23 protein-coding genes are annotated in these 16,486 nt (G+C 58.3%); 17 read left to right on the top strand and 6 right to left on the bottom strand.

From position 1 onward, the window contains the following. Positions 1-21: 21 nt before the first annotated feature. The 5 genes from P186_RS08655 to lipB are packed head-to-tail and all read left to right on the top strand — an operon-like array spanning position 22 to position 5,330. Positions 22-1,140 carry a thiamine pyrophosphate-dependent enzyme gene (locus tag P186_RS08655; RefSeq protein WP_014289080.1) on the top strand — a complete coding sequence of 373 codons (1,119 nt, stop codon included), beginning with the start codon at positions 22-24 and terminating at the stop codon, positions 1,138-1,140. Beyond that, entirely contained in the window at positions 1,137-2,102 is a 966-nt protein-coding gene (locus tag P186_RS08660; protein ID WP_014289081.1) for an alpha-ketoacid dehydrogenase subunit beta, read from the top strand. Before P186_RS08655 ends, P186_RS08660 begins: the two co-directional genes overlap by 4 nt. Next, positions 2,102-3,292, top strand: a complete 1,191-nt coding sequence (locus P186_RS08665; RefSeq protein ID WP_014289082.1) for a dihydrolipoamide acetyltransferase family protein — start codon at positions 2,102-2,104, stop codon at positions 3,290-3,292. Before P186_RS08660 ends, P186_RS08665 begins: the two co-directional genes overlap by 1 nt. After that, positions 3,289-4,647: a dihydrolipoyl dehydrogenase gene (lpdA, locus tag P186_RS08670; protein ID WP_014289083.1), complete on the top strand. Its 1,359-nt coding sequence runs from the start codon at positions 3,289-3,291 to the stop codon at positions 4,645-4,647. The genes P186_RS08665 and lpdA overlap by 4 nt, the downstream gene beginning before the upstream one ends. Continuing rightward, entirely contained in the window at positions 4,644-5,330 is a 687-nt protein-coding gene (lipB, locus tag P186_RS08675; RefSeq protein ID WP_014289084.1) for a lipoyl(octanoyl) transferase LipB, read from the top strand. Before lpdA ends, lipB begins: the two co-directional genes overlap by 4 nt. Before the next feature lie 317 nt (positions 5,331-5,647). On the opposite strand, the gene P186_RS08680 is transcribed toward lipB, so the two are convergent. Beyond that, entirely contained in the window at positions 5,648-5,923 is a 276-nt protein-coding gene (locus P186_RS08680) for a winged helix-turn-helix domain-containing protein (protein WP_014289086.1), read from the bottom strand. Positions 5,924-5,986: 63 nt separating this feature from the next. On the opposite strand from P186_RS08680, the gene P186_RS08685 reads away from it, so the two are divergent. The 6 genes from P186_RS08685 (at position 5,987) to P186_RS14070 (ending at position 7,911) form a co-directional block, all read left to right on the top strand. Continuing rightward, positions 5,987-6,379: a hypothetical protein gene (locus P186_RS08685; RefSeq protein ID WP_148682897.1), complete on the top strand. Its 393-nt coding sequence runs from the start codon at positions 5,987-5,989 to the stop codon at positions 6,377-6,379. Between the two features lie 264 nt (positions 6,380-6,643). Continuing rightward, on the top strand, positions 6,644-6,979 hold the full coding sequence (locus tag P186_RS14470) for a molybdopterin-dependent oxidoreductase (protein WP_250634610.1): 336 nt from the start codon (positions 6,644-6,646) through the stop codon (positions 6,977-6,979). Next, on the top strand, positions 6,936-7,112 hold the full coding sequence (locus tag P186_RS14475) for a molybdopterin-dependent oxidoreductase (RefSeq protein WP_250634611.1): 177 nt from the start codon (positions 6,936-6,938) through the stop codon (positions 7,110-7,112). Before P186_RS14470 ends, P186_RS14475 begins: the two co-directional genes overlap by 44 nt. A 3-nt stretch (positions 7,113-7,115) precedes the next feature. Further along, positions 7,116-7,250, top strand: coding sequence for a hypothetical protein (locus P186_RS14590; RefSeq protein ID WP_014289087.1), 135 nt, complete (start codon positions 7,116-7,118; stop codon positions 7,248-7,250). Between the two features lie 8 nt (positions 7,251-7,258). Then, positions 7,259-7,597: a hypothetical protein gene (locus tag P186_RS08695; RefSeq protein ID WP_014289088.1), complete on the top strand. Its 339-nt coding sequence runs from the start codon at positions 7,259-7,261 to the stop codon at positions 7,595-7,597. Positions 7,598-7,773: 176 nt separating this feature from the next. Further along, on the top strand, positions 7,774-7,911 hold the full coding sequence (locus tag P186_RS14070; protein ID WP_014289089.1) for a hypothetical protein: 138 nt from the start codon (positions 7,774-7,776) through the stop codon (positions 7,909-7,911). A gap of 116 nt (positions 7,912-8,027) precedes the next feature. On the opposite strand, the gene P186_RS08700 is transcribed toward P186_RS14070, so the two are convergent. From P186_RS08700 to P186_RS08715, 4 genes are read right to left on the bottom strand one after another with little or no spacing between them, the layout of a single operon-like run. Next, positions 8,028-9,206, bottom strand: coding sequence for a YncE family protein (locus tag P186_RS08700; protein WP_014289090.1), 1,179 nt, complete (start codon positions 9,204-9,206; stop codon positions 8,028-8,030). Beyond that, complete coding sequence (locus P186_RS08705; RefSeq protein WP_014289091.1) at positions 9,199-10,446, bottom strand: YeeE/YedE thiosulfate transporter family protein; 1,248 nt, start codon at positions 10,444-10,446, stop codon at positions 9,199-9,201. The genes P186_RS08700 and P186_RS08705 overlap by 8 nt, the downstream gene beginning before the upstream one ends. A gap of 1 nt (position 10,447) precedes the next feature. Continuing rightward, a complete protein-coding gene (locus P186_RS08710) occupies positions 10,448-10,822 on the bottom strand; it encodes a DsrE family protein (RefSeq protein ID WP_014289092.1) in 375 nt (124 codons plus the stop codon). Continuing rightward, entirely contained in the window at positions 10,819-11,064 is a 246-nt protein-coding gene (locus tag P186_RS08715) for a sulfurtransferase TusA family protein (protein ID WP_148682898.1), read from the bottom strand. Before P186_RS08715 ends, P186_RS08710 begins: the two co-directional genes overlap by 4 nt. 93 nt (positions 11,065-11,157) lie before the next feature. Here P186_RS08715 and P186_RS08720 point away from each other — a divergent pair, with 93 nt between their 5' ends. From P186_RS08720 to P186_RS08735, 4 genes are read left to right on the top strand one after another with little or no spacing between them, the layout of a single operon-like run. Further along, positions 11,158-12,186, top strand: coding sequence for a hypothetical protein (locus P186_RS08720; protein ID WP_014289094.1), 1,029 nt, complete (start codon positions 11,158-11,160; stop codon positions 12,184-12,186). Position 12,187: 1 nt separating this feature from the next. Continuing rightward, entirely contained in the window at positions 12,188-13,507 is a 1,320-nt protein-coding gene (locus P186_RS08725) for a hypothetical protein (protein ID WP_014289095.1), read from the top strand. After that, on the top strand, positions 13,504-14,253 hold the full coding sequence (locus tag P186_RS08730; protein ID WP_014289096.1) for a hypothetical protein: 750 nt from the start codon (positions 13,504-13,506) through the stop codon (positions 14,251-14,253). Before P186_RS08725 ends, P186_RS08730 begins: the two co-directional genes overlap by 4 nt. Further along, entirely contained in the window at positions 14,250-15,452 is a 1,203-nt protein-coding gene (locus P186_RS08735; protein ID WP_014289097.1) for an FAD-dependent oxidoreductase, read from the top strand. Before P186_RS08730 ends, P186_RS08735 begins: the two co-directional genes overlap by 4 nt. Here the strand turns inward: P186_RS08735 and P186_RS08740 are convergent. Beyond that, a complete protein-coding gene (locus P186_RS08740) occupies positions 15,447-15,773 on the bottom strand; it encodes a hypothetical protein (RefSeq protein WP_014289098.1) in 327 nt (108 codons plus the stop codon). The genes P186_RS08735 and P186_RS08740 overlap by 6 nt on opposite strands. Positions 15,774-15,946: 173 nt before the next feature. On the opposite strand from P186_RS08740, the gene P186_RS08745 reads away from it, so the two are divergent. Further along, a complete protein-coding gene (locus P186_RS08745) occupies positions 15,947-16,252 on the top strand; it encodes a 4Fe-4S binding protein (RefSeq protein ID WP_014289099.1) in 306 nt (101 codons plus the stop codon). A gap of 37 nt (positions 16,253-16,289) precedes the next feature. After that, positions 16,290-16,484, top strand: a complete 195-nt coding sequence (locus tag P186_RS08750) for a hypothetical protein (protein WP_014289100.1) — start codon at positions 16,290-16,292, stop codon at positions 16,482-16,484. Positions 16,485-16,486 lie beyond the last annotated feature (2 nt).

A 16,486-nucleotide genomic window follows, 5' to 3' on the forward strand; every position in this document is an offset into this window, starting at 1 on the left:
ACTAAGTTCGGATTTTTCACCATGTTAGAAATAAGTTTAGAAATTCCTAGACAATATACAGCTGAGGCGAGGGAGCCCCAGGTCTTTAGAGTTCTAAATGACGACGGGGCCCCAGACGAGGCCTACGACGTGGGTTACAGACCCACCGAGTCGGAGCTCGTCAACGCCCATAGGTGGATGGTGCTGGGGAGAGTCCTCGACAGACAGGCCTTGCTCTACCACAGGATGGGGAAGGTCAAGTCTACATACGGACCCCACGAGGGCCACGAGGCGGCTGACGCCGGGACGGCGCTGGCGCTGAGGCCGGAGGACTGGGTCGCGCCTTACTACAGAAACCTCACCCTCCTAATCGCCAGGGGCGTGCCTCTCGAGACCATCTGGGCTAAGTTCTTCGCTAAGGCGGGAGATTCGGACAAGGGGAGGAACCTAACAGTTGAGTGGGGAGGCTTCAAGAAGTGGCGTTTCTTATCGATAGGTGCCCCCATAGGCCATCAGTACATTTATGCCGTGGGTTTTGCCTACGCCCTTAAGTACATGAGGAGGGAGGAGGTGGTGGCGGCGTACATCGGCGACGGGGGCACTTCGACGAACGGCTTCCACGCCGGACTTAACTTCGCCGGGGTGTACAAGACCCCCGTGGCGTTTTTCATATACAATAACCAATACGCCATATCCACCCCAGCCGCCAGGCAGACCGCTGTGCGGAGGCTGGCGGTTAAGGCGGTGGCGTACGGTCTTGAGGGCGTCTCGGCGGACGGCATGGATCTATTGGCGGTGGTGAAAACAGCAAAGTGGGCTGTGGAGAAGGCGAGGCGGGGGGAGCCGGTTCTGGTGGAGTATTTGACGTACCGCTTCGGGCCCCACACAACAGCCGACGACCCCCTCACGCGGTATAGAGACCCAAAGGAGGCCGAGGAGTGGCGCCGCCGCGACCCGGTCAGCCTGCTGGAGAAATTCCTCCTCTGGTCTGGCATATACAAAGAGGGGGAGGTCAAAGCCGTGTGGGAGGAGGCGGAGCGGGCTGTGAAAGAGGCCGCCAAGGCCGCCGAGGCCCAGCCAGACGTGCCTCTTGAGGAGGCTGTGAAAGACGTCTACAGCTTCGTGCCTAGATCTCTCCGGGAGTGGCTGGAGGAGCTATGATGGCCAACATGGCTAGGGCTATAAACATGGCGCTTCACGAGGAGATGGCGAGAGACGAGCGGGTGGTGGTCCTGGGCGAAGACGTGGGGAGGAGGGGCGGGGTGTTTCTCGTCACAGAGGGGCTGTACGAGAGGTTCGGCCCCGAGAGGGTTATAGACACGCCCCTCAACGAGGGGGGCATCCTCGGCTTCGCGCTGGGGATGGCCATGGCGGGGCTCAAGCCGGTGGCGGAGATACAGTTCGTGGACTTCATATGGATGGGCGCCGACGAGCTTCTAAACCACATATCTAAGGTGAGGTACAGGTCGGGCGGGGAGTACAAGGCGCCGGTTGTGGTGAGGACCCCCGTTGGCTCCGGCGTCAAGTCAGGCCTCTACCACAGCCAGAGCCCCGAGGCCATCTTCGTCCACACCCCCGGCCTCGTGGTGGTCATGCCTTCGACGCCATACAACGCCAAGGGTCTGCTGAAGGCGGCTATAAGAGGCGAAGACCCCGTGGTGTTTCTAGAACCCAAGATCCTGTACAGAGCCCCGCGGGAGGAGGTTCCCGAGGATGACTACGTGGTGGAGATTGGGAAGGCACGTGTGGCTAGGGAGGGGGACGACGTGACTATCGTGACGTACGGCGCCATGGTCCACAGAGCGCTGGAGGCCGCCGAGAGGGCAAAGGCCTCTGTGGAGGTGGTGGACCTCCAGACTCTGAACCCCATGGATCTCGACACGGTGCTGAAAAGCGTCTCCAAGACCGGCCGGCTAGTGGTAGTCCACGACTCGCCTAAGACCGGGGGCCTCGGAGCCGAAGTGGCCGCCGTGGTGGCAGAAAAGGCGATAGATAAGCTGGTAGCCCCCGTGGCGAGGGTAGCCGGCCCCGATCTGCCCCAGAGCCCCGTGGCCCACGACGCGGTATACGCCCCAACTGTGGAGAGGATACTCAAGGCAATAGACAGGGTATTGGCGTACTGATGGAGTTCAAATTCCCAGACCTGGGCGAAGGCCTTGTAGAAGGCGAGGTGGTTAAGTGGCACGTCAAGGAGGGGGACTACGTCAAGGAGGGCGACCCCCTAGTCGACGTCATGACTGAGAAGGCGACGGTGACCCTCCCGGCGCCCACCAGCGGCAAGGTCGTAAAGATACTGGCGAGGGAGGGACAAGTGGTTAAGGTTGGCCAAACCCTCTGCATAATCGAGCCGGCGGCGGAGGCGGCGCCTCCCGAGAAGCCCCAGGCGGCCCAGCCGGCCCCCCGCGAGGTGGCGGCGATGCCGGCCGCCCGCAGGCTGGCTAGGGAGCTGGGCATCGACCTCACAAAGGTGAGAGGCACCGGGCCAGGCGGCGTGATCACCGTGGAGGACGTGAGGAGATACGCCGAGGAGCTAAAGGGCAGGGAGGCGGAGACGCCTAAACCCGCAGAGGCTCCGAAGGCTGTGGAGGTCTCCAAGCCCCCGGAGGCCCCGAGGGCGGCCGAGGCGGAGGTTATACCGGTTAGAGGGGTGAGGAGGGCCGTCGCCGAGAAGATGACGAAGGCCAAGAGGCTGATCCCCCACGCATACCACCTCGAGGAGGTGGACTTTACAGAGTTGCTGAGACTGCGCGAGAGGCTGAAGGCCGAGGCGGAGAGGAGGGGCGTGCGGCTAACAGTACTGCCTTTCATAGTCAAGGCGGTGGCGCAGGCGCTTAGGGAGTTCCCAATGCTGAACTCAGAGTACGACGAGGAGAAGAATGTGATTGTGGTTAAGAAGGAGGTGAATATCGGCGTTGGTGTGGACACGGAGCACGGCCTTGTGGTGGTCGTCGTGAGAGATGCCGATAAGAAGAGCGTCTTGGAGCTGGCTAGGGAGATAGGGGCTCTGGCGGACAAGGCGAGGGCCGGCAAGCTGGATATACAAGACGTGAGGGGCTCTACCTTCACCATCAGCAACATCGGCGCCGTCGGGGGGCTGGGCGGCCTCTCCATACTGAACTACCCCGAGGCCGCCATCATGGCAGTCGGCCAGGCCAGGAAGAAGCCGTGGGTCGTGGGGGATAGGATAGAGATAAGAGACATTGCCCTGGTGGCTGTCAGCTTCGACCACAGAGTGGTGGACGGGGCCTACGTGGCTAGGTTCACCAGCAGAGTGAAGGAGCTCCTCGAGAGGCCGGAGGCTCTACTGCTATGAGGCTTGTGGTGGTCGGCGGCGGGCCCGCCGGCTACGTCGCGGCCATTAGGGCGAGCCAGCTGGGCATCAAGGTCACGTTGATAGAGGCGGAGCACCTAGGCGGGGAGTGTACAAACTACGCATGCATCCCCTCCAAGGCGTTGCTACACGCCGCGGAGGTTTACAGAAAGGCGGCTTCAGCCCCGTGGCTGGCCGGCTCTCTGTCGTTTAGGTGGGGGGAAGCCGTTCGCTGGAAGGACGGGGTGGTGGAGAGGCTTAGGCGCGGCATAGAGTTCCTCTTGAAGTCGGCCGGGGTTGAGGTTGTACACGGCGTCGCCAAGCCGGGGCCGGGGAAGTCGGTTGAAGTGAACGGCCGGAGGTTTGAGTACGACTACCTGCTTCTAGCCACTGGTAGCGAGCCCGTAGATCTGAAGGAGCTACCCCGCGGGGGGAGGGTCCTTGGGACTAGGGAGGTCTTCGGTCTAGAAAACGCACCGGCGTCTGTGGCGATTATCGGCGGGGGCGCCGCCGGCGTGGAGGCGGCGTCTCTCTTTTCAATGTTAGGCTCTGAGGTCCACCTAGTCGAGGTGATGGATCGGCTACTGCCGGGGCTCGACGCAGATGTGTCTAGGCAGGTTGAGAGGGCGCTCGCTGGAAGAGGCGTTAAGGTGTACACCTCCTCAAGGGTTGTGGGCGCCGGCGGCGCAGACGGCGCGTTGGAGCTACGCCTCTCCACGCCCGGCGGGGAGAAGAGGGTGGAGGTGGAGATAGCCGTCGTGGCGGTGGGGAGGCGCCCGAGGCTCGGGCCCTTCGCCGCGCTGGGGCTGGAGCTGGACAGCCGCGGCGCCGTGAAGACAGACAGCTCGATGAGGACGAGCATCCCGTGGGTATACGCCGCGGGGGACGTGACTGGGCCGCCGTACTACGCCCACAAGGCCTACGCCCAGGCTAAGGCCGCGGTGGAGAACATGGCGGGCCTCAAGTCGGCCTACGAGCCCCGTGCCGTGCCGGCGGTGATCTTCAGCGACCCCGAGGTGGTGTCTGTGGGCCTCACCGAGGAGGAGGCCGCCAAGAGGGGTTACAGACCCAAGGCGGCGAGGGTGCCCCTTTCGGCGCTTGGGCGCGCGGTGGCCACCGACTCGTCTGAGGGATTCGCCAAGCTTGTGTACGACGGGGAGAGCCGCGTCGTGCTGGGCGTCCACATGGTGGGGCGCGGCGTCTCTGAACTGGCCGGCGAAGCCGCCGCCCTAGTCGAGTTCTACGCCACAGTCGACGACTTGGCGCTGGTGGTGCACCCACACCCAACTCTCTCTGAGCTCTTCGTCGAGCTGGCGGAGGCCGCCCTCGGGAGGCCCACACACGTGGCGAGGTTATGAAGGTGGTGTGGCTTGGGAGGACCGCGTATCACGAGGCATGGCGGCTGATGAAGTCGCTACATAGGGCAGTCTCGGCTGGCCAGGCGGAGGAGGTGGCCCTAGTCACAGAGCACGAGCCTGTGGTGACCGTTGGGAAGCACGGCAGGCTTAACAACGTACTGCGCTGGGACGTGCCCGTGTACGTGGTGGAGAGGGGCGGCGACGCCACCTACCACGGGCCGGGCCAGGCCGTGATCTACCCCATAATACGCCTGAGGTGGCCTCTGAGGCGCTACATCGACGCCCTAGAAGACGCGGTTATAGAGACGTTGAGAAAATACGGCGTAGAGGCTGGGAAAAATCCAAGCCACAGGGGGGTCTGGTTAGGCGGGAGGAAGATAGCCAGCGTGGGGATAGCCGTGGAGAACAACGTCGCGTACCACGGCGTTGCCGTCAACGTTTCTCTAGACGTGGGAGAATTCGCCAGGATAAACCCCTGCGGCCTGCCCCCATCCGCCATGATCTCCATGAAGGACCTGGGGATACACGCAGACGTCAGAGAGGTCGGCGTCGAGACGGCGGTGAACCTCGCCGAGATCCTTGGACTACACACCGAGATCGCCCCAAGGCCGCCGGAAGCGCCGCCGGTTGCAGAAGAGCTAAAGCCTGCGGAGCCACCTCGGCAGATCACCGCACGCCCCTAACTGACAAGGCCGCCGGCTTTCTCACACAGAGGGGTAAATTTGTATATACCCACCGCTGAGAGGGCTAGGAAGACGGAGGCGGCGAGCATGGGGAGGGCCACCCCTGGCCGTAGCCCCTAAGGGCTAGATACACCGCAACCGCCGCTTGGATAATGGCGGAGATGGCAAGGAAACTATCGCCATAAACAAAATGCGCCCCACCGCGGTTCGCCTAAGCTACTTAATCATATACAGCGCCATCACCAGGGCGAAGAGCACGGCGAGTCCAGCCACCGCGGTTAGCGCCCACATCATCATGGCTTCAATAAACCCCAGTATTATTTTTTAATTAACTGCGACGGGACGTACACACTACCGTAGCCCTCCCCCAGCCTCTCCAAAACCCCATGCCTAGTAAGCACCTCTAGGTGGTGCCTCACCGTCTTGTAGTCGAGACCCAGCGACTTGGCAATCTCGTTAGCATTCATAGGCTTCTTCATTAAGATCTTCACAATCTCAAGCCTCGTAGGGCCACCCCTCGTCGCGTAAAAGAGAAACTGAAACAACTTCCTAGCCGCGCGGTCGTCTAGCCACAGATCATGTCGAAAAGCCAATTTATAAGTCTTTACCCAAATTTTTGGGAAAAATTAATACACGCCAGCCGATAGAGACGTGTCATGAAAACCGGACAACTCATAGCGGGCCTGGTGGCGGCACTAATCGTGGGGGCCGACCTGGGGTACCTAATCGCCCCACCAAAAAACCAACATAATAACCACCACGATCCCGACCACAGTTACTCAACAAACCACCCAGACGGTGACAGCCACCCAGACACAGACTCTCACACAAACCGCCACACAAACCGTGACCCAGACAGTGACGGCAACCCCACCGAGCGGGCAACAGACGAGGCTAGAACCCGCATATGTCTCATACACGACAGTGATAAACGGCACCTCGGGCGGAGCCGTGGAGGCACCGCCTCTACTCGTCGTGATACCCCCGGAACCTATGTAAAGATTGGCGACAAGACGCTGTCAGTCTACAACTTCACGGTGGTCCTCTAGCCGCCGCCACCCGTCAAGCCGCCGGACAACTCGACGCCGGTCCTCGCCTTCGCCCACTTCGTAAACGGCTACAGCGGCGCCGCCGCGCTCGGTAGCTACGCGACGTATCGTCTCCCCCAGTGGAGCGGCCGGCCGGAGCCCCCGCCCAACTCCCACATATCTGCTATACAGAACTACACCGGGACGGCGGCCGCCAGCGCGCCTCCGCTGACGCCGGAGTTCCTCTGGTATGTCGTCCAGATAGGGCCGACGCCCACGGTCAAAGTGGACAACTACGCCCTGGAGGTGGACGGGCTAGTCGAGAAGCCGCTCAGACTTACCTACGACGAGCTAGCCTCCCTGCCGTCTGTAGAGCTAGTGGCGACGCTCCAATGCGTCTCCGATCCCTACTTCCTTAGGGCGACGGTGAAGTGGCGCGGCGTCAGGCTCGCCGACATACTCAACATGGCCGGCGTCTCCAAAGACGCGGTCAAGGTGATCGCCTACGGGGTAGACGGGTACACCAGCGACCTGCCCCTCTCGAAGGCCATGGAACCCCGACACCCTGGTGGCCTACATGGCATACTACAAGCCGCACGCCGCCCACGGCTACCCAGTTAGGCTACTGGTGCCCAGGTGGTGGGGCTACAAGAGCGTGAAGTGGTTGGTAAGGCTTACCGTCACCGACAAGAACTACCTAGGCTACTGGGAGTCGCTGGGCTATCCCGACGTGGCGAAGATAGAAGGCGGATAGGCGATGGACGCCGCCTGGTTGGTGCCGGCGGCTCTGCAGATAGAGGCGGCGCTGGTGTCGATAGCGGCGTCTCTGCGGCCTGCGCTGTCGCCGTACCTGCTGGCGGCTGTGGGGCGATCCTGGCGGTGCCAGAGATAAGCTGAAGCATGTACTCGCCGCAACTCCAGAGGCAGACTGCCAGGGCCTTGCTGGCGCTGGCGGTCGCCGAGGCCCTAACCGGCTTCGCCGGAGGCCCCGTTACCTCCAACCTCTTCAGCGCGGCAACCGGCGGCCTGCTGACTAGGGGCACCGCCCTACAGCTCCACCTACTGCTGATAGACCCCCTAGCCTTCTTCTTCATCCTCCACATAGCGAACGCCTTCGGCATGGCGTTTATGAAACGCGGCGTGAGGTGGCCGCCACTCTACACCGCGGTGGTACTCGCGATGCTGGTGCCAGGTTTCGCCGCCGTTGTCTATCTAGACAGCATGTACTTCATGACATAGCAAGACAAACCTAAACCCAGCTTCTACTTTTTAATAACTGTGCATACTTTAATACTACGCAGTCTCTCCAAAGCCACGCGCGATGGAGGTGTTTGTCCCCCATCCCCCACAACTACAATCTTCCTTATACGTAGGTATTATAATCGCCGTTATTAAATCAGAGGTCTTAATTGCACATGGCTAGGAGATACTGCCCGACTTGCAGAAAAACCGTTGACGAAGATGTTGCGAAGGAGGGTTCCTTCGTGATAAAGAAATGTCCACAATGCGGCTATATTTTTGCCAAATATGAGGTGAAGAGTGTTGTTAAATGAGCCTTAATCCACAACAAAAAGCTCCGTGGTTTAATTGGAGCTTCTTGACAAATAGACATCTTCATCACAGGTTAAGAAGAGGCGATTAATAACCACTAAGGCTATGGTTTGAAGTCTCAACTTGGGGGCAGGTCGCCGCATGCGAGTAGCGGCGGGAAGTAGGTGAAGTTGTAGGAGAAGACGCGGGAGACGGCCGGCTTCAGCATGTCGGCCTCGGCGCCGTCTATGAATATGACCGTGTGGGGCCAGGCCATGGGGGTGGTGAACCTCTTCACGACGCTGAGGGTGTCGACGTCTATTACGTACACCTCGCCGCCGATTATATCGGTCACATATACCCTAGAGCAGTCGCGGTTTGCGAAGACTCCCCACGGCGCCTTGCCCAGCTTGATAACCGAAAGCGGCTTCAGGTGGGGGGTGGCCATGACATAGACGGCGCCCTCCAACGGAGACGTGGCGAAGAGCTTGCCGCGGCAGACCGCGAGGCCTGGGAGGCCGGGGGGCAGGGCTGAGGTGGGGTAGTAGCTGATCACCTCGCCGGTGGGAGACAGGGTGACTAGGTAGGTATGGGAATGGATGGAGATTGGAGAGAGGAGGTAGCCCGGCTCCAGCGTGTGCCCCTCGCCGTATATATACCGCCCGTCTGTGGTCACCATGTGGAAAGAGAAGTATGAATACCTCAGCTTGTCGTGGGCGTTTACGTAGGGCGGCCAGCTGACTGTGACAAGCCTCCTCTTCAGGCCCCCGTCTGTCTTGTACACGACGTACGGCTCTCTAATGAGCGGCGTCACGAGGGCGGTGCCCAGCTTCACCGGCGCGTGGGGGTAGACGCCGACGGGAACGCAGCTCTGGATAACCTCTGTGGATAGATCCAGCGCGCATATGTACCCCCTCTTTTCTGTGGTGTTGAAAACCGCAAGCCACAGCGTCGATCCCTCGAGCGGCGCCACCTCGGGCTTGTAGTAGAGGAAGTGGCTGACGTTGCCAGGGGCCCTAAGAACCACCGCCGGCCTGGAGAAGTCGGGGAGGTGGAATATATAAATCCACTTGCTAACCTCCGCAATTGTCACCACAAGCTTGTCTCTCCACAGAAAGGCGTCGTACATCGTGTAGTTTGGCCAGACGTCGTTCAGCGCCGCGCCCCCCACGTACACTCCGTCAATATATAGGGCGATGGAGGGCGGCCCCCCGCCCACAACGATAAAAGTATCCTCAGCTGAAGACTGCGGCCCGGGCTGGAGCAACAGGAGGAGGGGGAGTAGGAGAAAGAGGGGAAAAAAGATTTTTTTATACACGGAGCCTGGGAGCCAAGATTTTTATCTGAGGGACGTGTAGCAGACGCTGGAGTGTCCCGTCTCTCCAGCTACCCACCAGCGCTATGAATAGAGCCACGGCGTAAGCGGCGGCGGCGCCGGCGGCGACGTTTCCGCCGAAGAAGTCGTAGAAGTGAAGCACCGGGGATAGGTAGATGGAGGTGGTGAAGAAGAAGGGCCATACGTACGACAGTATCGTCATGCCGGCCACCATGCCGAACCAGGCAATTAGATGCGGTATGCTACCCTCCCCGCTTCTGTAGGCGCTACTGAAGCTACAGCCCGCCACGAGGACCATCCCCACTCCGAAGAGCACCCCGCCGAGGAAGGTGTGGACGCCGACTGGGAATAGGAACTCCTTGTACTGCCAGCCAAAGCCGTATTTAAGCACCAGGTTGCCGGTGATCATAATGGCGAGGGCGATGGCTATGGCCCTCGCGTTGCCACCGTAGGGGGCCAGCCTTGACCAGAAGCCGTCCCTCAGCATCGAGGTAAAGCATATATTGCCCTTGGAGCCGAAGAATCCGTAGGCGATGCCTAGGTAGAGAAAGGCGATCGCGGCCCAGATACCCAGCCCCAGCCAGTAGAGAGTGGTCAAGGCCGCCGCGGCGAGGGCCACCGCCAGCACCTTGCGGTTGTCTACGCTGGAGCCCAGCTCAATCCTTATGGGCTTGGATCTATGCATCTTCTCCATTAGGAAGTCCTCGATGAGGCGCGTCGAGATGAAGGTGCCCACGGCCATCCCCAGGAAGAAGACGAAGCCTGAGAACACCAGCGACTGTATCGTCGCGACGAAGTTACCCACGTTGCACCCAAGAGCCAGCCTCGCGCCGAAGCCCAGCATGAGGCCGCCGACGATGGAGAGCAGAACCACCATCCTGTTGGCCGGCCACCGGAGGCGCCAGTTCCCCTCGAGGGCCTTAGCGATCATAGCCCCCAGCATAAAGCCGAGGACTATCATAAACTCCTTATTTTCCGGCTCCCACGGTGCCGCCGCCGGGGCTACGAACATGGGGGAGCTCGGGTTGAAGTAGTCCCAGGCCTTTGTGTTAAGGAGGCCGCCGGTAAGGACGTAGAACAGCCAACCCCCGAACTGGTTCTCCGGCCCCGTGATGTACCACGGGCTCTTCACAATAATTATCTGCAACACGGCGGTTAGGCCTATCAAAGCCCCCGCCACCTCGGGCCGCCAAGGCTCTTTTAAAAACTTGGGGAGCGGCATATTAAAACGTCACCACCCTCCCCTCTCCGACCTCCTCGAGAAAGGTGTACATAGACGACACGACGTCGACTAGGCCGAGCTTTCTGTACTCCTCCTCGGCGACGGCGAATATCTTGCTGGCGGTTTCGCAGGCGATTATCTTCACCCCCATGGGCTTGGCGGCGGAGAACAGCTCGTCCCACATGACGTGGAGCTCCTTCATTCTCTTCACCTCAGCCGTGTCGGGCGGGGCGGACCTCCCGGCGAAGGCCAGCGTCGCCCTCCCCGTGACGAATACAACCACTTCGTTTCCCCTCGCCAGCTCCGTAGCGATGTAGGTCCCCGCCTCGTAGAGCTTAACCACGTCGTCGGAGGTGAGTATAACCCCCACCTTCATAGAGCAATAGAGATTTCCCAGGTCCCTCCCTTGGCCTCGACGGATACAGACTTGGCGCCGGCTTTCTGGGCGACGGATTTAATATTTTCAATAGACGGCGGGTTGTCTATAATTACCTTCAATACGCTGCCCCGGGGGAGCTTAGTCAATGCTTGGGATGTGTACATCTGGGGGTAGGGGCAGACGTAGCCCTTCAAGTCCAGCTCGTAGAGGTTGTCCCCCACCTTTTTAATACTTGGCATGGCTTTGCCGACTTTTGTTTTTAAAAGTGTTATTAACATGTGAACTGTTAACATGTTAACATAGTTTTTAAAAAGTGTGTACTCCATCATTCCATGTCTGTGGAAATCCCCCTGGAGGAGCCTGCTAAAAAGGAGGGGGGAGGCCTCGGCTACATACTACTCGGGGTGACCATAGGACTGGCGGTGGGGGTAGCCGTGGGCTACTATGTCAACACAGCCACGCTCCAATATGCCTATAAGCTACTTTCAGAGGCGCAGTCACCGCCGCCTGACGTCTATTTAGTGGCGTATAAGCCCGGCAGAACGGCGTTGATGACGGCCATGGGCACTCCTCTGTACGAACAGCCATTTGGCGTCGATCAACCGCTTGCCTACGTAGGAGATTCTGGAGAATTTTCTATCTTCTACTCCCCGAATTATGTATATGTAGTCAAGGGGAGTGACGTCTACACTAAACTACTTGTCGAGGGGATCAAGGCGGCTTCGCTAATGGACGGGAATCTCTACGTCGGGGCTGGTGACGGCGTTGTAAAGCTGGCGTTGCCCGACCTCGACGAGAAGGGCAGGTTAAAAATGGATAATGTAAATGATTTAATTGCGATGCCAGATGAAAAGGAGATATATGTACTTACAAAGGATAAGTTATATATATTAGATCAGAATCTTGAAATAATTAAAGAGTTTCCGTTTGGCGGAGATAAGCTGTTTGTAGGAGCTTACTACTTCTTTATAACCAGGGGAGGTGTCGTATCTTCATACGAAAGGACTACGGGTAGGCAGTTGGCTAGCTACTCGGTAGTGGGTGAGGTTGTGGATCTCCGCGCCTGCAGAGGCATACTCCTCGTAGTTACCGCCGCCAAGACATATGCACTAAGGGTGCCTGATCTCAGTCTTATAAAGGTGCTTGACGTAGGCGGAATCAGGTTGAGAGCTGACTCTACATGTAGCCTAGTGTATATCCTCGGCGACAATTCCATCAGCGTCGTCCTGCTCCCGTCCCTCTCTATACATAATGTGAAGACAAACACAGCATTTGACGACTTAGCTATAAGAACGGGTGCCGGCGCGGTGGCGGCTCAAGTGGGCGGCAAAAGACAGATAGCACTGGCTTGCGGTGGGTAGTATGAAGGCTGTCTACATCATCTCGGCGGTGCTTGTTATCGTTGTTGTAGCCTTGGCGGCGCTCTACGCACAGGCTAACGCCCAGGTTGCTCAACTTTCACAGGAACTTGCTAAGGCCAAGGAGGAGGCGGACAAGCTGAGATCTCAAGTAGGCCAGCTACAAGGCCAAATAACCCAGATGCAGAGCCAGATAGCCGAGTTAAATAAAGCACTGGCGCAGAAGGAGGAGCAGATAAAAGCTCTTCAACAGAGGCCAGCCGTAGCTGGATATATCTACGCGGCCGTTAGAGAAGGCGATGTGTTATACGCCTACGTCATCGATCCAGCAACCAATAATTTAGTTACTAAGATAGACTTGAGGTATACCCTCAGCGCGCCTGTTTATGAGACGCTGTACGCCACCTTAAAGGGACTCGCCAAGCCCAGCGTATTAGAAACATGGACGCCTAGATACTTCCTAGGAGATCTCCCGTACTTCATTCTGCTATTTGAAAACCCAAACGGCTCATTTGTCGCCTTCATCGACAGCGTCACATTTAAAGACGTAAAATTACTAAAAACATATGATAAATTTACTAGGCAGTACGGCGGAGTGACGCCTGATGGCAGATACCTAATCATCAGCCAGCGGCAGGCTCAAAGAGTCTTGATAATTGATCTACAGAAGTTCGAGGTCGTCGGGTCGGTTGATTTAGACGCCAACCCGTGCGACGTCGCGCCGTCTCCCGACGGGAAGTATGTGCTTATCCCGGTGAGAGCAGATAAAGACCCCAAGAAGCCGGAGTATGCCCTGGTGCTTGAGGTGCCCACGTGGAGGGAGGTGGCTAGGTATTACTTTAAGAAGCCGGGCGAGGAGACGTACACCGAGCCCTCCATGACTTACTGGAGCTTCTACAAGCCTCAGTACGGAATTCTCCAAGGCGAGGCCAGACCATACGAGGCGGTGCTGGAAATAGACGTCAAGACGGGAACTATACGTCTTATAAAGGAGGTTAGCTACCCGTCAATTGCGTACATGGCCATCGAGAATCCGGCTAGGGAGGAGGTCGCCATTGTTGTGTCAGGTGTGGGTCTATATATTAGATCTCTGCCGCCTGCATACAGCGTCGTTAAGGAGGTGAAAGTAGTACCGGATTATTTAAAAACAGCTGTACAGGGGGTATATAGCCAAGACGGTCGGTACTACTACCTAGCAGGTACAGGCGGCTTGGTGGTCCTGGACACGTCTACATGGAGCGTAGTTAAGCACTACAAGGCAGACGCCGCCGTGTGGGTCATGGCGGTGCCCAGCGGCGAATGGCTTAGGCTAAGGGGGAGGTGAGCACAATACCCCTCTTTTTCCTACTTTCCTATCTCCTGTCTTTCTACCTTTTTAAAATTAGGACTAGGCCTTATGTATATGCCCTCGCCGGGGGGGCCGCCGCACACATGGCGATGATGGCGGGCGGCAACGCCTCCTCTCTGCCAAAGGCCTTGGCGGTGGCGTGGCCTGTCGACCTCATGCCGCTTTTTATCTACGCCGTGGCGGTGACCTCCGCGGCGTATTTAGCCTTTCTAAAGGTGGGCACCTCTATTACGCCGGGCGGCGCCCTCGCCCTAGGCCTGGGGCTGTACAACTACCCCTTCGGACTCGCCGTGGCCTCCGCGGTGTATTCCCTGCCGAGGTACGCAGATCTGGCCCCGAGTCTACTTGCGGCGGGGGTGTCCAGCCTCGCCGTGGTGGAGGTATTTATCCTCAAGGCGGTGGCTTCTTCCACCCGGTCTTCTACCAGGCTGTGGCCTCTGCCGGTGGCCGCCCTGCCGGCGGGCTACTTCTCGTACTTCGCCATGCCGCCGCTGGCCATTGATATATTTCCACGCGTCGTGGCGGCGACTTTCTACGCGGGGGCAGCCGCCCTCATTGTCTACGCCATGTTTAGAAATAACGTCGTGGCGGCTAGCCTAATGGGGGGCTTGGGCTCCTATAAATTCTGGGCGGCTCTCTTCGGCGGCGTTATGATATACGCAGTGCCTGAGGTCTTAATCCACATGTACCACCCAGAAATGCACACATATCTCCATCTGTGAGGCGGCGCGACTTCCTAAAGGCGGCCGCGGCCGCGGCTGTCGCGGCGGCTGGGGGGTACCTACTGACTAGAAACAGGTCTAAAAAAGTCGACGTTGTGATTGTGGGAGGGGGCGTAGCCGGCTCCACAGTAGCCCGGCTACTGCCTAGAGATCTAGACGTGGTGGTGGTAGAGAAGAGGAGTAGCTACCTGGTCGGGCCTGCGAAGGAGGACGTGGCGCTGGGGCTGGCCTCCCCCGTGGAGTACGCCGTTGGGTTTGCGAACTACGTCAGAGGCGAGGTCTTGGCGGTGGATCCTGGAAATAGGCTGGTGTACACCACCGCCGGCGTATTTCAGTACAAGTACCTCGTCCTAGCCCCCGGCGTGAGGCTGGCGTACGAAGCCGTGGCTGTTGACAGGGGGGCGAGGTACGTCAATATTTACGACGATGATAACGTGCTGGCCAGCGCCGGGGTGCTCAAAAGGGCGCGCGGCCGCGTGGTGGTGGCGCATCCAGGCCTGCCCTATAGATGCACCTCGGCCCCGTACGAAACCGCTTTTTTGTTAAAGTGGCTAAACCCAGAGGCTGACGTTACCGTGATTTCCGGAGTTAAGGAAATACCCCGGGAATTTGTGGACCAGGTCTCGACCTTGGGCGGGAGGGTTGCCGAGCTTATGGAGGAGAGGGGTATAGACTTCGTGGGGGGCCTGGAGGTGGTGGAGATATGGAGAGATAGAGTGGTGACGGACGGCGGAGAGGTGTTTAAATATGACGCCTTGATCTGGACGCCTCCGCACAGAGGCTGGGGTTTGCTGGTGGAGGCGGGGCTGGCCCGGGAGGGGGAGTACAGCTTTGTGCGAGTAGACGACGAGATGAGGGCGCTGGGCTGGGACGACGTGTACGCCGTCGGCGACGTGGTGTGGCACGTGGTGAAGACAGGCTGGGCCGCCTTCTACCAGGCGCAGGTGGCGGCGGCCTCCATAAAGAGAGATTTGGGACTGCCGGCTGAGGGGCCGAGGTTTCTCTACAGCGAGGACGCCATAAGGCTCTCCCCCAGAGAGGCTATAAGGGGCGCCAAGGCCTGGTGGCCTATATACGGAGGGGTGCTGTGGCGCGGCGTCTACGGCCCCTCCGAGGCGGAGGCCGAGGCCAAGTATCAGTGGATGAGGGCAATGAAGGAGATTATAGAAGAGGGCCAGAGGAGGTGGAAAAAGTTATAGTCTTTTGTAGATTAGCTTTACCACATCCCCATCTCTAGTCACTACGAGGAATTTATCCACCATGGGACATGTACAGTATAGGAGGAAGGCCTCCCCCGGCTCGAGCTTGAGTAGCTCCAGAAAGACGTGTTGAGTCTTTGCAAAGGAGATGATTCCCCTCCCCTCGTTTCTCACCCTCAAGGTGACGAAGTCTATGTGTTGCCCCGGCGCCAGCTCGTCGACCACTACGCCGGGTATTTTTAGAAATTCGCCGACTCTACCGGGCATCAGCGGCTCGCCGTCTAGGCCGAAGTGCTTCAGCCCTACATGGTCTATCTCCATGTATTAAATTTCGAAATTAATATTAAAAGATTTTGAATTAAAATTTTTATTTAATGAATTTTCTATAAATATTATCTCTGCTAGACTTTGGTTAGGGGTCTGTTTTAATGCTGTGATATTATTAACATTTATATTGTTAATAAAAGATAAATTTAGGCAAAATAGTAAAAACAATGGAAAAAGTGGTGATATATAGGGATAGCTGTATAGCATGTGGGGCGTGTATTGTCTACTGCCCCCACGGCGCCCTCATCCCCGACGAAGACGGCAAGCCAATCCTCCTCTGGGATTTGTGTAAAGACGACTTCGCCTGTGTATATGTATGCCCGGTGGCCGCCGTGCAGAAGACCTCCCAAGCCTCTAAGAGGCCGCTTGTGCCGTGGTACAGGCTACAAGACCCCGCCAAGCTTCGGGAACTGGAGGCTTGGCTGAGGCGTTTAGGTTCGTCGACAAAACCTTCTCTATATTTACACAACTAAGTTAATAAACATTATTTTTTCCAACTATTTTTATGCCATGTTGGAGGGGCTCGTGGGGCGGCGGGTTAGGCTGGTGCTAGCCAGGTGCGACCAGGTGTCGGAGCGGGATTTGGAGGTTGTGGAGGGGGTTCTTACACACGTGGCGAGGGATAGGGTGTTGGTGAGCGAGGGCGGGAGGGTGAGAGTAGTGGAAAGGGGGTGGATAATAGAGGCGAAGCCCCTGGAGGGTTGAAA

The organism is Pyrobaculum ferrireducens (assembly GCF_000234805.1).
GTDB classification, from domain to species: domain Archaea; phylum Thermoproteota; class Thermoprotei; order Thermoproteales; family Thermoproteaceae; genus Pyrobaculum; species Pyrobaculum ferrireducens.

Bases quoted from the DNA above. Each gene is read 5' to 3' on its own strand.
- P186_RS08655 (WP_014289080.1), top strand. From the start codon at position 22: ATGTTAGAAATAAGTTTAGAAATTCCTAGACAATATACAGCTGAGGCG.
- P186_RS08660 (WP_014289081.1), top strand. From the start codon at position 1,137: ATGATGGCCAACATGGCTAGGGCTATAAACATGGCGCTTCACGAGGAG.
- P186_RS08665 (WP_014289082.1), top strand. From the start codon at position 2,102: ATGGAGTTCAAATTCCCAGACCTGGGCGAAGGCCTTGTAGAAGGCGAG.
- lpdA (WP_014289083.1), top strand. From the start codon at position 3,289: ATGAGGCTTGTGGTGGTCGGCGGCGGGCCCGCCGGCTACGTCGCGGCC.
- lipB (WP_014289084.1), top strand. From the start codon at position 4,644: ATGAAGGTGGTGTGGCTTGGGAGGACCGCGTATCACGAGGCATGGCGG.
- P186_RS08685 (WP_148682897.1), top strand. From the start codon at position 5,987: ATGAAAACCGGACAACTCATAGCGGGCCTGGTGGCGGCACTAATCGTG.
- P186_RS14475 (WP_250634611.1), top strand. From the start codon at position 6,936: ATGGCATACTACAAGCCGCACGCCGCCCACGGCTACCCAGTTAGGCTA.
- P186_RS14590 (WP_014289087.1), top strand. From the start codon at position 7,116: ATGGACGCCGCCTGGTTGGTGCCGGCGGCTCTGCAGATAGAGGCGGCG.
- P186_RS08695 (WP_014289088.1), top strand. From the start codon at position 7,259: ATGTACTCGCCGCAACTCCAGAGGCAGACTGCCAGGGCCTTGCTGGCG.
- P186_RS14070 (WP_014289089.1), top strand. From the start codon at position 7,774: ATGGCTAGGAGATACTGCCCGACTTGCAGAAAAACCGTTGACGAAGAT.
- P186_RS08705 (WP_014289091.1), bottom strand. From the start codon at position 10,446: ATGCCGCTCCCCAAGTTTTTAAAAGAGCCTTGGCGGCCCGAGGTGGCG.
- P186_RS08710 (WP_014289092.1), bottom strand. From the start codon at position 10,822: ATGAAGGTGGGGGTTATACTCACCTCCGACGACGTGGTTAAGCTCTAC.
- P186_RS08715 (WP_148682898.1), bottom strand. From the start codon at position 11,064: ATGCCAAGTATTAAAAAGGTGGGGGACAACCTCTACGAGCTGGACTTG.
- P186_RS08720 (WP_014289094.1), top strand. From the start codon at position 11,158: ATGTCTGTGGAAATCCCCCTGGAGGAGCCTGCTAAAAAGGAGGGGGGA.
- P186_RS08725 (WP_014289095.1), top strand. From the start codon at position 12,188: ATGAAGGCTGTCTACATCATCTCGGCGGTGCTTGTTATCGTTGTTGTA.
- P186_RS08740 (WP_014289098.1), bottom strand. From the start codon at position 15,773: ATGGAGATAGACCATGTAGGGCTGAAGCACTTCGGCCTAGACGGCGAG.
- P186_RS08745 (WP_014289099.1), top strand. From the start codon at position 15,947: ATGGAAAAAGTGGTGATATATAGGGATAGCTGTATAGCATGTGGGGCG.
- P186_RS08750 (WP_014289100.1), top strand. From the start codon at position 16,290: ATGTTGGAGGGGCTCGTGGGGCGGCGGGTTAGGCTGGTGCTAGCCAGG.